The 12044-nt window shown below is 69.5% G+C and carries 16 protein-coding genes and 1 pseudogene; 10 read left to right on the top strand and 7 right to left on the bottom strand.

Features of this window, described 5'->3' with window-relative positions:
- Window positions 1–108: 108 nt before the first annotated feature.
- Window positions 109–642, bottom strand: a complete 534-nt coding sequence (locus CG747_RS21265; RefSeq protein WP_100603389.1) for a hypothetical protein — start codon at window positions 640–642, stop codon at window positions 109–111.
- A 312-nt stretch (window positions 643–954) separates the two neighbouring features.
- On the opposite strand from CG747_RS21265, the gene CG747_RS21260 reads away from it, so the two are divergent.
- Window positions 955–1698: an AraC family transcriptional regulator gene (locus CG747_RS21260; protein ID WP_100603388.1), complete on the top strand. Its 744-nt coding sequence runs from the start codon at window positions 955–957 to the stop codon at window positions 1696–1698.
- 37 nt (window positions 1699–1735) lie between these two features.
- A complete protein-coding gene (locus tag CG747_RS21255; protein WP_257980578.1) occupies window positions 1736–3076 on the top strand; it encodes a 4-hydroxybenzoate 3-monooxygenase in 1341 nt (446 codons plus the stop codon).
- Here CG747_RS21255 and CG747_RS49635 read toward each other — a convergent pair.
- The 5 genes and pseudogenes from CG747_RS49635 to CG747_RS49630 all read right to left on the bottom strand — a co-directional run.
- Window positions 3066–3176 (bottom strand): annotated as a pseudogene (locus CG747_RS49635) (IS5/IS1182 family transposase); the annotation flags it as partial. The gene CG747_RS21255 and the pseudogene CG747_RS49635 sit on opposite strands and share 11 nt — an antisense overlap.
- 102 nt (window positions 3177–3278) lie before the next feature.
- Window positions 3279–3551, bottom strand: coding sequence for a hypothetical protein (locus CG747_RS21250; protein WP_100603386.1), 273 nt, complete (start codon window positions 3549–3551; stop codon window positions 3279–3281).
- Between the two features lie 24 nt (window positions 3552–3575).
- Window positions 3576–4025, bottom strand: coding sequence for a hypothetical protein (locus CG747_RS21245; protein WP_100603385.1), 450 nt, complete (start codon window positions 4023–4025; stop codon window positions 3576–3578).
- Window positions 4022–5011, bottom strand: coding sequence for a metallophosphoesterase (locus CG747_RS21240; RefSeq protein WP_100603384.1), 990 nt, complete (start codon window positions 5009–5011; stop codon window positions 4022–4024). Before CG747_RS21240 ends, CG747_RS21245 begins: the two co-directional genes overlap by 4 nt.
- Window positions 5011–5562, bottom strand: coding sequence for a cupredoxin family copper-binding protein (locus CG747_RS49630; protein WP_257980577.1), 552 nt, complete (start codon window positions 5560–5562; stop codon window positions 5011–5013). The genes CG747_RS21240 and CG747_RS49630 overlap by 1 nt, the downstream gene beginning before the upstream one ends.
- Before the next feature lie 347 nt (window positions 5563–5909).
- On the opposite strand from CG747_RS49630, the gene CG747_RS21230 reads away from it, so the two are divergent.
- From CG747_RS21230 to CG747_RS21190, 8 genes are all read left to right on the top strand, one after another.
- On the top strand, window positions 5910–6512 hold the full coding sequence (locus CG747_RS21230; RefSeq protein WP_100603383.1) for a sigma-70 family RNA polymerase sigma factor: 603 nt from the start codon (window positions 5910–5912) through the stop codon (window positions 6510–6512).
- Window positions 6513–6537: 25 nt separating this feature from the next.
- Window positions 6538–7326 (top strand): zf-HC2 domain-containing protein, encoded by a 789-nt coding sequence (locus CG747_RS21225; protein ID WP_100603382.1) that lies wholly within the window; start codon window positions 6538–6540, stop codon window positions 7324–7326.
- Between the two features lie 592 nt (window positions 7327–7918).
- Entirely contained in the window at window positions 7919–8347 is a 429-nt protein-coding gene (locus CG747_RS21220; RefSeq protein ID WP_257980576.1) for an ATP-binding protein, read from the top strand.
- A gap of 98 nt (window positions 8348–8445) precedes the next feature.
- Complete coding sequence (locus tag CG747_RS21215) at window positions 8446–8862, top strand: hypothetical protein (protein WP_100603380.1); 417 nt, start codon at window positions 8446–8448, stop codon at window positions 8860–8862.
- 354 nt (window positions 8863–9216) lie between these two features.
- On the top strand, window positions 9217–9492 hold the full coding sequence (tatA, locus tag CG747_RS21205) for a Sec-independent protein translocase subunit TatA (RefSeq protein ID WP_100603378.1): 276 nt from the start codon (window positions 9217–9219) through the stop codon (window positions 9490–9492).
- Window positions 9493–9570: 78 nt separating this feature from the next.
- The gene (tatC, locus tag CG747_RS21200; RefSeq protein WP_374701801.1) at window positions 9571–10593 is read left to right on the top strand and encodes a twin-arginine translocase subunit TatC; all 1023 of its coding nucleotides are present in this window, start codon (window positions 9571–9573) and stop codon (window positions 10591–10593) included.
- Window positions 10529–10981 carry a hypothetical protein gene (locus CG747_RS21195; RefSeq protein WP_100603376.1) on the top strand — a complete coding sequence of 151 codons (453 nt, stop codon included), beginning with the start codon at window positions 10529–10531 and terminating at the stop codon, window positions 10979–10981. The genes tatC and CG747_RS21195 overlap by 65 nt, the downstream gene beginning before the upstream one ends.
- Window positions 10981–11298, top strand: a complete 318-nt coding sequence (locus CG747_RS21190) for a transcriptional regulator (RefSeq protein WP_100603375.1) — start codon at window positions 10981–10983, stop codon at window positions 11296–11298. Before CG747_RS21195 ends, CG747_RS21190 begins: the two co-directional genes overlap by 1 nt.
- Before the next feature lie 103 nt (window positions 11299–11401).
- Here the strand turns inward: CG747_RS21190 and CG747_RS21185 are convergent, their stop codons facing one another.
- Window positions 11402–11887: a transposase gene (locus CG747_RS21185; RefSeq protein WP_100603374.1), complete on the bottom strand. Its 486-nt coding sequence runs from the start codon at window positions 11885–11887 to the stop codon at window positions 11402–11404.
- Between the last annotated feature and the right edge of the window lie 157 nt (window positions 11888–12044).

Here is a 12044-nt window from a genome sequence, read left to right as displayed (position 1 = left end):
TGCCTCTGGTTGTACGTGCGCGCGGTCCTGGCCTCACTCATCCCGGTCGCCTCCGATCAGCGGCGTGACTGTGCACGCGGTTCGACTCCGCGGAAAACCGCCGCACCCTCACTGCATCTGGTCGAGCATCTCGGAAAGAGCGTTCTTGATGCGCAGGGCCTTCTTGATCTCGTCCGCCGCCACATACGGATACTCTCCGTATTCGATGAAGCTCGGACAGTGGTGCGCACGCACGAACCTGACGAACGCCTCCGGGTTGGTCCGCCAGTCCTCGGGAAAGCCTTCGAGGTGCTCGAACGCCGTACTCACTCCGGCTCTTGAGAACAACGCGATGGCGTCCTCGGTGTACTTGTCGAAGTCGGTGTCGAAGATGCCCTGGTACATGAAGCGCGTGTCGTCGTCGAAGAGCACCCAGCGCAGATAGTGCAACTTGAGCGGCGCAAGAAGGTAGGGATCCTTCTCAAGCGCCTTCGCCAGCGTGAGGCCGTACTCCCGTATCGCGTCGGCGTGACCGGGTTTGACCCGTGCGACGACGGTGAACCCGTAACACGCCGGGGTCTTGGGGAATATCGGGCCGTACTTCCCCTGCTCCAGATGATCGGTCCCCTTGGGGAAGACAGCCGCCTGAGGCTTGATCTCCATCTCCGGCCCTCCCTCTGCCTAAGGTTCCGGACCTCCCCATATCGCCTTCATCGTTCCATGTAACCGCTCGCTCCGCCCGGCGGCCGAGGGGCCGCGACTGCCGGTCACGACAACGGGACAGGTCCCGCCGAAGGACATGCGAGAAGCGATCGAGCGGGCCCGGATCCCGTGTCGGGTGACGCCGTGGAACTTCGTGACGGCGGCCCGGTCCACAGACCGCCGCCGCCTGCTCCACCGTGCGCACCACCGGTAGACTGACCTCTGATGCCGAAAAGCCGCCAAGCGCCGACGGAGCCCTCCGAGCCGCGGGACATGCCTGGCAGAGCCGGGTGGATGCCGCACGGCTACTCGTTGGCCCCCCACACCCACGAGACGGGGCAACTCGTCTACGCAGCCGCTGGAACGCTGGCCACCGCAACGGTGCGCGGCACCTGGGTGGCCCCGGCCAACCGCGTGACGTGGACACCGCCCGGCTTCGCCCACTCCCACCGCTTCTACGGCCGTACCGACGCGCGCCTGCTGACCGTACCGGTCGAGCTGTGTGGCGAACTCCTGGCGCACCCCAGCGTGTTCGCGGTCGGCCCGCTGCTGCGCGAGGCGGTCCTGGCCCTGACCGGCGGCCGGCCCGAGATCCGTCCCGGCGCCCACCGGCGACTGCTCACCGTGGTCATCGACGAGCTGTCCGACACCCCCGAACTCTCCCTGCACCTGCCCGAGGCGGCCGATGACCGGCTCCGCGCCGTCACCGACCTCCTGCACGCCGATCCCGCCCGGCCCGCGACCCTGGCCGAGCTCGGACGCGTCGCGGGAGCCGGCGAGCGCACCCTGAGCCGCCTGTTCCACAGCGAGTTCGGTATGAGCTTCCACCGGTGGCGCACCATCCTGCGCATCCACCACGCGCTGGCCCATCTGACGGGCGGCATGTCGGTGACGGATACCGCGATGGCGTGCGGGTGGTCGAACCCGTCGAGCTTCATCGATGCCTTCAACGACGTCGTGGGCCAAACCCCGGGCAGCTACCAGGCGGAGCTGCGCAACAGCCCTGCGGCGCCGTAGCGGCCGCGCCGGAGGGGCCCCGCGCACCGAGCCCACCATGTTGGCGGGTTTCCGGCATCGCGTGTCCATTCACCGGTTGGTTGCGGCTGAGGCCGGGTTCCACAGTGGTGTCAGTACGCCGCGCCAACCGGGCGGCACGGCCGTTGACGCTCTGGCGCGGCCAACCCCGCTTTCTGCAAGGAGGTTGGAAACCATGACCGAAACCGGCAAGGACACGACCGTCGCGATCGTAGGGGGCGGAGTCGCTGGACTCGCGCTGGGAAACTTCCTCTTGCGGAAGGGGATCGGGTGCATCGTCCTCGAAAAGCACAGCCGTCAGTACGTGGAGCAGCGGCAGAGGGCCGGGGCTCTCGATGCCGGCGGCGTCCGCGTGCTGAACGCGTGGGGGGTGGGCGAGGCCGTGGAGGGCTACCCCCGCGGTGACTCCGACTCGGGTCTGCCGCTGCTGTTAGACGGAGAAATGCGGCAGTGGAGGAGAGACGATGACGGCGAGGACGATGGCGACGGGGTGTTCTGCCCGCAGCAGATCCTCGTCCGCAACCTGATCAGGCTCTTCCTGCGCGAGGGCGGCGACCTGCGCTTCGAGGCGCAGGACATGTCGCTGCACGACATCGACACCGAGCGGCCGCTGGTTCGCTACCGGGACGCCGACGGCTCGGCGCAGACGGTCACGTGCGATCTCGTCGCCGGCGGTGACGGTTACCGCGGCGTCAGCAGGACGGCCATCCCCGAGGATGTCCTCACCTGCTCCACCTACGAGTTCGGCTACGCCTGGCTGACCGTGATGACGGAGGTGCCGGCGGACCCCCCGGCCGTACTGGCCGTGCACTCGCGCGGTTTCGCCGCGCAGATCACGCGCGGCCCGGACGCGAGCCGCGTCTACCTGCAGTGCCCGCTCACCGACACCGTCGAGCAGTGGCCCGACGAGCGCGTCTGGAGCGAACTGGAGGCCCGCTTCGGCGCGCCCGTGCAGCCCAGGGGCCCGATCAGGAGCAAGCAGGTCGTGCCGCTGCGCGGAGTGGTCTTCAGTCCCATGAGCCACGGTCGGCTCCACCTTCTCGGGGACGCGGCCCACCTCATCTCTCCGATGAGCGCGGAAGGGATGAGTCTCGCCCTTCACGACGCCGATATGCTCGCCCGCGCGGTCGTCCAGCAGGTCGAGAAGGACGATCCGAGCCTGCTCGACGGCTACTCCGACGCCTGTCTGGACCACACATGGAAACGCCAGGCATCCGCAGTCCGGCTGACCCGGACCATGCACGACTCCGGTGACCCCACCTACGAAGGGGAGTTCCGCAGGCAGATCGCCCGGAAGAACCTGGAAACCATGCTGGAGCCGACAGCGCGTCTCCGCGAAGCCAGGTCGGCCACGGCTTGAGGCAGGCGATGGTGACCGGGGCTCGGGTGCGGCGGACGCGTTTGTCGTAGCGGGTGGCCAGGGCCTTGTCGTGCTTGCGGCGGTTGCGGCGGCGTTCGACGTGGGTGGCGTTTCCGAAGCCGCGGATGCCGGTCGGTGCGGTGAACTCAGTCGGTTCGTCGGGCAGTTCGCGGGATTCTGGGGCAGCCAGGTCGGGTTCCGGTCAGCCCGGTCGGTGGCGGAGCAGGGTGGCCCGCAGCTCGTTCTCGGTGATCTGCTCAGCGGGGCGGTGGAGCGTCCAGCGATGGGCCTCGCCGTCCATGGGCAGCACCTCGACGACGGTTTCCAGCGGTGGGTAGCCGGCTTCGCCACAGACGAGTTGGCGGAATTTGACGGCAGTGTCGTCGTCCAGGCCGAGCAGGGCGCGTACAGCGTCCTTCAGTTCGCGGAGGTGGGGGCTCGGCCAGGCGATGCCTGGGCGCGGTTCCAGGTACATGGGGGTACTCCTTGGTTCCGGAGTTCAGTTCGTTGGCGTGCGGGTGGCGGCCCAGTCGGGTGCCCTGACGGGCGGTCGGGCGGCGCGGGGTTGCCTGGCCGCGGTCACCTGCCAGACGGCGAGGAGCAGCAGCGTGCCGGTTTCGGCGAGGAGGCTGAGGACGGCCTGCGGCTCGGGCTGCAGACCGTGCTCGGTGAATCCGAACACGCCTACGGTGCGCGAGGCGGCGAAGCCGCCCAGGGCGCCGAGCGCGACCCCTGCCGCGGCGGTCCGCAGCAGCAGGGGCGGCGTCCCGACCAGCAGCAGGACGGCGAGGGCGAAGGAAGCACTGGCCTGGAGCAGGAACAGTGGGCCGATGATGTGGATGAAGCGGTACTCGCCGACGTAGAGCTGGGCGTGTATGTATCCGCCGGCAGCGAGGGTTGCGGCGGTCGCCGACCGCAGGGTGGGGACGAGGAGTCTTCGGGTGTTCATGCCAGCCTCTGATCCTTGATGGCCAGTTCGCGGTCGCCTTGGCGGTAGCCGACGCTGCGGATGCCGAGTGCGTCCTTGAGCTGCCGGGCGGGGACGACCTGCGGGGTGGGGGCGGGGGCGCGGCCCGGTTTGGGCAGGGGGTAGGCGGTGGTGGTGGCGGAGTGGAAGGTGATGTTGCCGTCCGTCTTGGTGAACAGCTGGTGGACGTGTCCGTTGAGACAGGTCACGGAGGAGAAGCGGCGCAGGAGGGCGATGACCTTGAGGGCGTCGTCGGTGCTCCAGCCCCACTTCGGGTACATGGCGAACAGCGGGATGTGGCTGAAGACCACGATGGGGGTGTCCGACGACAGCCCGGCGATGTCCTTGCGAACGAAGTCGATCTGTTCGTTGCCGAGGTGGCCGAGCTTCTCCAGGCTCAGGGTGTTGACCAGGGCGATGACGTGCACGCCGTGGGTGTCGAAGCTGTACCAGCCGTCGCCGAGCGTGCCCGCGCCGAAGGTCCGCCGGTAGGCGCGGCCGGCGTCGCCGATGGAGTCGTGCTCGCCCGGCACGGTGAAGATGCGGTCCGTCTTCATTCCGGCCATCAGCTGCTTGACCTGGTCGAACTGCCCGGCCGTGGACAGGTGCGTCAGGTCGCCGCTGTGCATGACGAAGTCCGGTCTGAATCCGAGCGAGTTGACCCGGTTGACCGCTGCGGTGAACGAGCCGACCACGTCCGTGTTCGCCGGGCCCTGGAATCCGATATGGCTGTCGGAGACCTGCACGAACCGCAGCGCGCCGCTGCCGGCCGCAGCGACCGCGGTGTTGGCGTCCTGGGAGTCCGCGATGTGACTGATCACCTCGCCACTGGCCACGGTCAGCACCACCGCGCCGCCGAACCACCCCGCGTGCCGCAGGAGTTGGCGCCGATTCATACCGAATTCGGTGTCGGGCCGACCGGTGTCTTCGGCCGATGCCCCGTCGTGACTGTCGTAGTAGTCGGACATCACGTCACCTCCACGGTGGCGGTCATGAACGGATGGATGGTGCAGAGGTAGGCATAGGTGCCGGGCTTGGTGAACGTGTAGCTGTAGGTGGCGTGGGTGGCCAGGGCGGCCGAGTGCAGCGGGCCGCCCGATCCGGCGCTGGTGACGGTGTGGGCGTCGGTGTCCTGATTGGTCCAGGTCACCGTCGTACCCGCTTTGACCTTCAGCGTGGCCGGGGAGAAGGCGAAGTTCTTGATCGCCACGGCGGTCCCGGTCACCGGTGCGGCCGGCGCGCCCGTACTTGAGGGACCCGCGGGCATGCTCATGCCGGGCATCGACGAGCCGCCGGAGGCGGAGCCCGCCGTGTTCCCCGACCCCTTGGCTCCGGGCATGCCTGCCGTCTGCTGCTGACCCGGACCGGGCGTGATGGCGCCGGCTCCGGTGGACGAGGAACCCGACGACTGGCCGCATGAACTGAGGAGCCCCAGCGCGCCGACAGTGGCGATGGCGGCGACGGCCAGCCCGGCCGCGGTCCGTGATCGACGGCCTGGTGTGCGGAAGTTCAGGTACATGGTGTCTGTTCCTCACTGATCAGATGGAGACGGGGACTGCTCGCAAGGCGGCTCTTGTCCGGCTCCACGGACGGCGGGGTTCGCACGGTTCGAAAGAAATGCACTTTTTGTGAGACCCGTTCTTGTCGCCGCGGATCAGCCGGCCTCTCCTGGGGGCCACACACGCCTGGTCCCGGCCGCACACGCCTGGTCCCGGCCGCACGCGCCTGGTCCCGGCCGCACGCGCTTGGCCCTGCCGGCGCCGCAAGGCCCGGCGGGGACGCACCACCCGCGGCACTCACAGAGCGTCGCGGGTGCCATGCCGTGCGTTACAGGACAAAGCGGTACATCTGAGCGATGATCGACTTATGCCCTGGAGTTCCCGAAAACGTGGTCGAAGGACCGATCCGGATCGCTCCGCGCACCGTGTCTCTGATAAAGGGACCCTTTCGACCGCAGACGAGGAACTGCTGCGCACTCTGTACGCGGAGCACGCAGGAGCCCTGTTCCACTACGTGCTGCGACTGACCTCAGGAGATCGGCAATGGGCGGAGGATGTGGTGCAGGAGACGATGCTGCGAGCGTGGCAGCATCCGGCCGCGTTCGATCCCGCACGCGGCCCGGCCCGGGCATGGCTGTGCACGGTCGCCCGGCACCTGGTCATCGACGCCCACCGGGCCCGGCAGGCCAGGCCGGCCGAGGCCGACGGGGAGGTGCTGGAGCGACTCGCCGAGCAGAAGCCCGGCGAGGACGAGATCGAGCAGGCACTGCAGAGCTGGGCGGTCGCCGAAGCGGTCCGGTCGCTGTCCCCCGACCACCGCGCCGTCCTGCTGGAGACCTACTACCGAGGCCGGACCATGGTGGAGGCCGCGCAGGTACTGGGCATCCCGGTGGGCACCGTGAAGTCGCGGACGTACTACGCCCTGCACGCCCTGCGGCTGGCACTGCAGGAACGGGGGATCGAGCCATGACCGCGGCGGGCAGGAGGTGGCGACCATGAGCGCGGACCACGACGCCCTCCGGCTGGCGCTGGGAGGATACGTCCTGAGCACACTGCCCCCAGCGGAAATGGAACAGGTACGCGCCCACCTCGCGGAATGCGCCGAATGCCGGGCCGAACACACCCGGCTGGCGGGTTTTCCCGCGCTGCTGGCCACCGTGACCGAAGCCGAAGCCTCAGGCCGGACGGTACCGACCGCCGACGGGGACCTGGCCGACCGGCTGGTGGCACGCGCAGCCGAAGGCGCACAGGGCCCCCCGCCCGAACGGCCCGCCACGCCCGAGGTGTCGCAGGTGCCGGCGGGGGGTGTGCTGGAGAAGCTGCTCCAGCAGGCCGCGTCCCGACGCCGCAGGACCTGGCGGCTGCAACTGGCCGGCGCCGCCGCCTCGCTGACGCTCGCCGCGGCAGCAGCCGGCGGCACCTGGCTGGCGGCCGTCGGATCCGTGGGCAGTCAGGCGACGCCCCCCGGGCCGACCGCGCCGGCTGCCTGGCGCACCTTCACCGGAAGCGATCCCACCACCGGCGTCTCCGCCTCGGTGAAGGTCTCCCCCTCTGCCTGGGGCAGTACCGTGCAGGTCTCCGCCAAGGGAGCACCCGCCGGAATCACCTGCCGACTGCAGGCGATCGGGCCCGGCGGAGCCAGGACGGACGTCGCCAGCTGGCGGGCCGGCACATACCCTCCCGGCACCACGATCCCAGGAGCGGTTGCCATGTCCCCGGGAGCCATCCAGCACTTCGAGATCCACGCAGGCAACGGTCAGAAGCTGGTCACCATCCGGGCGTGACGCGACCACGGGCGTCGGGTGCGAGACAGCCGTCGAGCAGGCTTGTACTCGTGACATCGGCTGCACAGGCACGCTCGTGACCACCGTCGCCGACCGATGCCACCGCGCCGCACGACTCCGGGACCGGCGAGATCGCCCGCCAAGGGCACCCGGCCGATAACCGCCCCACGACGGCCGCTGCCGCCCTGGCCCTTCCCGCAGCGCGCCAACGGTTTCGGGGCGCCGGTCCCCCTCACCCCTGCCCCAACCAATGGGCCCAGCCCCCGGCCGACTTGATGCGCGAGTGCGCCGACGGGGCGTCCCCTCCCCATCCGAGTCGCCGGTGCCTGGTCGAGCCGCGTACGGCATCGAAATCCGACAGAGACGAGTGGGTCCAGCCAGGCCGAGACAGGGGCATGGCCCACAAGAAGTCGAACGCCGCGGCTCGCAAGAAGTCGAACAAAAGGGGCGAATTACTCGAACCGTTCGACGTGCCTCATCCGTGGAACTCAGTGAGCGCGCCCATTCAGGACCCCGCCCACCGACCGCCCCGAAGTCATCGGCGGTCTCCCCCGTTCCAGCCTCCGCACATCCACGGAAGAGCCAGAAGACCATGTTTGTGACCGATTCCCCCAGCCCGAGTTCGCTGCTCGGCCGGCCCTGCCGCCACCAGGCGCTGCTCACCCTGCCCGCGCAGGAGGCGCACGTCTCCGCCGCTCGTCACTTCACGGCCGACCTGCTGGAGACCTGGAGCGTGCCCGCAAGCGAGCGGGACTCCGCCGTTCTCATCGTCGACGAACTCGCCGCCAACGCCGCGCAGTACGGCCGCGAGCGCATGACCCTGCTGCTCGTCCTCGACCACGGCACTCTGCACATTGTGGTCACCGACTCCGGCACGACCGTGGAGCGGCATCGCCCCGACGTCGCCCCCGACGAACACGGCCGCGGCACCGGCATCGTCCAGTACCTCGCCCAGTCGACCGAGGTCCACCAGACAGGCGGCGGCCGCGAGGTCCGCGCCTGTCTGAGGTGCTCGTCATGACCGGGCCGGACGTTCCGCACGAGCCGAGACCCCGACCACGACACGGCGCCGTGTCGACGCTCCGGCGCCAACCCCTACGCACCGGTGGAGGTGTGAGCGTGAACGTCACCCCGAACAGCGGCGAGACCATCAGCGCCCCGCCCCCGCACGAGGCGTACGCGAATGCGCCGGACCTGCGCCGCGAAATACACCAAGTGCTCGCGCTCGGGGCCGAACGCGACGGCCGCCGGGCCAGGCCCGTCACCGACCCCCCGGTCGATGCGGCGGCCGCCGAACGCGCCTGGCGGCTGCGCCGGGCCGCCCTCATGGACCGGATGGCCCTGGACGACCCCGGCCCCGGCCCGGTCGCGGCCGCCGAGGCAACCGCCGAACAACTCGTCCTGCACGACCGCCGCCATCCCGACCTGGTGGCCGGCCCGCACCACCCCGACACGATCACGCTCGCCCCCGGCCACCGCCACTACGTCCGCCAGGAGTACGCCGCCTGGACGGCCGCCGGGCGCCCCGGGATCTGAACCGACCCCGACCCGACCGGAAGAAGGAGCCATGACCCGCAAGGACATCGACACCCGGCACGCCCCCGCGGCAGCCGGCCAACTCCACTCGCGTCGCCTGCCATGCCCGACAGCCGCACATCGACATCGCGCCGGTCGGCGACAGCAACGGTCACTCCAGGGAACGCCGATGAACGCACCGTGGCCGAACGCGAAGATCCATCGGCTGTTCCGGTCGCCGGAACGTGGTTGCTCCCAGGCACCCGGGTACGGGACCGCGGGTGCTCTCCCTCCCACCGCTGCCGCACGGGAACAAGCGGCACGGATCGCCAAGGCAGACATGAAGACCCACGCGTTCGAAGGGGTGATCTGACGATGTTGCGCAATGCGCTGGAGCCCTGGCACCTGCTGATCCTGGTCACCGTGGTGGTTTTGATCTTCGGCTCGAAGAAGCTGCCCGACACGGCCCGGGCGCTGGGCAAGTCGATGCGGATCCTCAAGAGCGAGACCAGAGCCATGAAGGACGACGGCACCTCAGACGAGCCACGCTCCGAGCCCGAGCCCCAGCCCGCACCGAGGCCGGTGCCGGGACCGGGACCGGGACCGCGTCCGGGTGACGGAGACGATCAAGTACCAACGCAGGGCCGGTAGTTTCCGGTCCGCCGCACGAGATGAGGACGTGCCGTGCCCCAGTCGGCCCCCAACAAGGAGAAGGACGCCGAGAGGCGGATGCCGCTCGCGGAGCACCTTCGTGAGCTCCGCAAGCGGCTCGCCAAGGCCGTCCTCGCCATCCTGGTCATCACGATCGCCGCGGCCTTCCACTACAAGGGCATCGTCAACTTCTTCACCAGACCGGTGCTGGACTCGGTCGGCTGCCCGACGTCCTTCGCCGATCTGGCCAGGCAGACCTCGGACACCACCTGCGCGCGGATCACGATCAGCGGCCTGCTCACGCCCTTCACCCTGGCGCTGAAGGTTTCCCTGATGGCCGGCGTCGTACTGGCCTCACCGGTATGGCTGTACCAGCTGTGGGCGTTCGTCGCACCCGGCCTGCACAAGCACGAGCGGAAATACGCCTACGCGTTCGTCGGCGCGGGCGTCCCGCTGTTCTTCGGCGGCGCCTTCTTCGCCTACAAGGTGCTGCCCAAGACCGCGAAGGTGTTGATCGGCTTCACTCCGCACGGGGTGGACAACCTGCTGCCGCTGGACGATCTGCTCGACCTCGTCACCCGCATGGTGGTCGTCTTCGGTCTCTCCTTCGAGATGCCGCTGCTGCTGGTGATGCTGAACCTCACCGGAATGCTGTCCGGCCGGCGGATGCTCGGCTGGTGGCGCGCCATGGTCCTGGGGATCACGGTCTTTTCGGCTGTGGCGACACCGAGCACGGATCCGCTGACCATGCTGGCGTTGGCCGCGCCGATCTGGGGGCTCTACTTCGCCGCCGTCGCCTTCTCGCTTCTCCGTGACCGGCGCAGGGCCCGAAGAGCGGCGGCGGGACCCGGCGACGACGAGGTCTCCGACCTCGACCTCACGCCGCAGGACATCGGCGCAGTGGCATCGGTGTCCGCCGGCCAGGCCCTGCCCGCGCGGCCGGACGCGGACCAGGACATGTACTTTCCCAAAGGGAAAGAAGGTGGTACTTTCCCCACGGGAAAGAGCCTGGAAGACGGGACGAACGGGGACCCTCATGACCGCCTACGATGCGCAGGCCGCGCTCGACGCCATACACCACCGCCAGCAGCAGACCCGTGACGAGTACGTGCGCCACGCCTCCTCCGGCACCTACGGACTCGTCGCGGCGCTGTCCGTGTTCGCCACGGGATCGTCCATCGATCTGCCGAGCCCCTGGAGCCTCATCGCCAGGCTGGTGGGCGGCGGCCTGATCGTGGGCGGGTTGGTCGTGCAGTACCGCCAGGCACGCGTGCACAAGAAGACCTCCCTCGCGGGGGCGCTGTTCACCCTGTGGGTGGCGGCAGTCGTCATCGTGGTGTTCGTCGCGTCAGTGATCGCCGCCCGCTTGGCCCACCTGCCGATTCCTTCCGTGCCCGCCGCGGCTGTCGCCGCCGTGGCAACGCTGGTGGCCACCTACGCGACCCGCCCCATCGTCAAGCGGATCGCCAAGAAGGACGACCAGGGCTGATGGACCCGGACTTCGACGAATTCCTGCACGTGCAGGCCCGGTTGTCCATCGTCGCGCTGCTGGCCCCGGCCGACTGGGTGGCGTTCGCTTTCGTCCGGGACACCGTCGACACCAGCGACTCCGCCCTGTCCAAGCAGACCACCGCGTTGGCGGACGCAGGCTACGTAGAGGTGCGCAAGACACGGAACCACACGGGCCGCCACACCCATCTCCGGCTCACCGCACACGGACGCCAGGCATTCCAGCGGCACGCCTCCGCCCTGGAAAGGATCGTGGCGGCAGCGCGCGCCGCGGATCCGGCACCTGAGCCCGGGTGACCGACGCGACCACGACCGCAGCTTCCCGGGCCGCCGAGGTGGAGACCGCCCGCGCGGCACGGCCCCCAAGCCGGGCAGGGCGCCGACTACTGACTTCGGCTGGTCAGGGTGACGTTGGGATGTCGAGGGCGAGGCCGGTGCCCGTTATGAAGCCGTCGAGGGTGTCGGGCTGGTACTGGAGGCGTTTGAGTCGGTTGCGGACGAGGGCTTCGAGTCGGTCCAGGGCCATGACGGCGAGGTTGGTCAGGCTGCGTTTGACGTGGGCCCATACCCACTCGACGGGGTTCAGGTCGGGTGAGTAGGCGGGCAGCAGGAATACCGTCAGCCAGTCACGCTCGGCCACGAGGTCGCGCATCCTGCGGGAGACGTGGGTGTTCAGCCGGTCCCACACGAGCACGATCGGGGCCTTGACCAGCTGGTGGAATCCGTCGATCAGCGCGATGAAGTCCCGCTCGCCCATGCTGCGACGTGCGCTCTTGCCGGCGGGGTGGGTCCGAAGACGGTGACACAGCCGGGTCCGGGAACCCGGCCGCATCGCGATCAGCCCGGCCACCGACAGCCGCCCCGAACGCCGGCCGCTGACCGTCAACGACCGGAGTCACTCCGCGCCGGCCCCACGTCCGTCCCCGGGGCGGCCGTCGGGTGAAGCCGGCTTCGTCCTCGAAGCAGACGTAGCCCCGGCAGGCCGCCCGGATCCTTTTACCTCCGCCCAGGTCACCTCCCGCCACACGCTCACGGCCTGCTCG

The organism is Streptomyces sp. CB02959 (genome assembly GCF_002803155.1).
GTDB lineage: Bacteria > Actinomycetota > Actinomycetes > Streptomycetales > Streptomycetaceae > Streptomyces.
The sequence above is the reverse complement of the archived record's forward strand: the minus strand, read 5'-3'. Positions and strand labels throughout refer to the sequence as shown.

Bases quoted from the DNA above. Each gene is read 5' to 3' on its own strand.
- CG747_RS21255 (WP_257980578.1), top strand. From the start codon at position 1,736: ATGTTGGCGGGTTTCCGGCATCGCGTGTCCATTCACCGGTTGGTTGCG.
- CG747_RS49630 (WP_257980577.1), bottom strand. From the start codon at position 5,562: ATGTACCTGAACTTCCGCACACCAGGCCGTCGATCACGGACCGCGGCC.
- CG747_RS21230 (WP_100603383.1), top strand. From the start codon at position 5,910: ATGCCCTGGAGTTCCCGAAAACGTGGTCGAAGGACCGATCCGGATCGC.
- CG747_RS21190 (WP_100603375.1), top strand. From the start codon at position 10,981: ATGGACCCGGACTTCGACGAATTCCTGCACGTGCAGGCCCGGTTGTCC.
- CG747_RS21260 (WP_100603388.1), top strand. From the start codon at position 955: ATGCCTGGCAGAGCCGGGTGGATGCCGCACGGCTACTCGTTGGCCCCC.
- CG747_RS21220 (WP_257980576.1), top strand. From the start codon at position 7,919: ATGTTTGTGACCGATTCCCCCAGCCCGAGTTCGCTGCTCGGCCGGCCC.
- CG747_RS21250 (WP_100603386.1), bottom strand. From the start codon at position 3,551: ATGTACCTGGAACCGCGCCCAGGCATCGCCTGGCCGAGCCCCCACCTC.
- tatC (WP_374701801.1), top strand. From the start codon at position 9,571: ATGCCGCTCGCGGAGCACCTTCGTGAGCTCCGCAAGCGGCTCGCCAAG.
- CG747_RS21195 (WP_100603376.1), top strand. From the start codon at position 10,529: ATGACCGCCTACGATGCGCAGGCCGCGCTCGACGCCATACACCACCGC.
- CG747_RS21240 (WP_100603384.1), bottom strand. From the start codon at position 5,011: ATGTCCGACTACTACGACAGTCACGACGGGGCATCGGCCGAAGACACC.
- tatA (WP_100603378.1), top strand. From the start codon at position 9,217: ATGTTGCGCAATGCGCTGGAGCCCTGGCACCTGCTGATCCTGGTCACC.
- CG747_RS21265 (WP_100603389.1), bottom strand. From the start codon at position 642: ATGGAGATCAAGCCTCAGGCGGCTGTCTTCCCCAAGGGGACCGATCAT.
- CG747_RS21245 (WP_100603385.1), bottom strand. From the start codon at position 4,025: ATGAACACCCGAAGACTCCTCGTCCCCACCCTGCGGTCGGCGACCGCC.
- CG747_RS21225 (WP_100603382.1), top strand. From the start codon at position 6,538: ATGAGCGCGGACCACGACGCCCTCCGGCTGGCGCTGGGAGGATACGTC.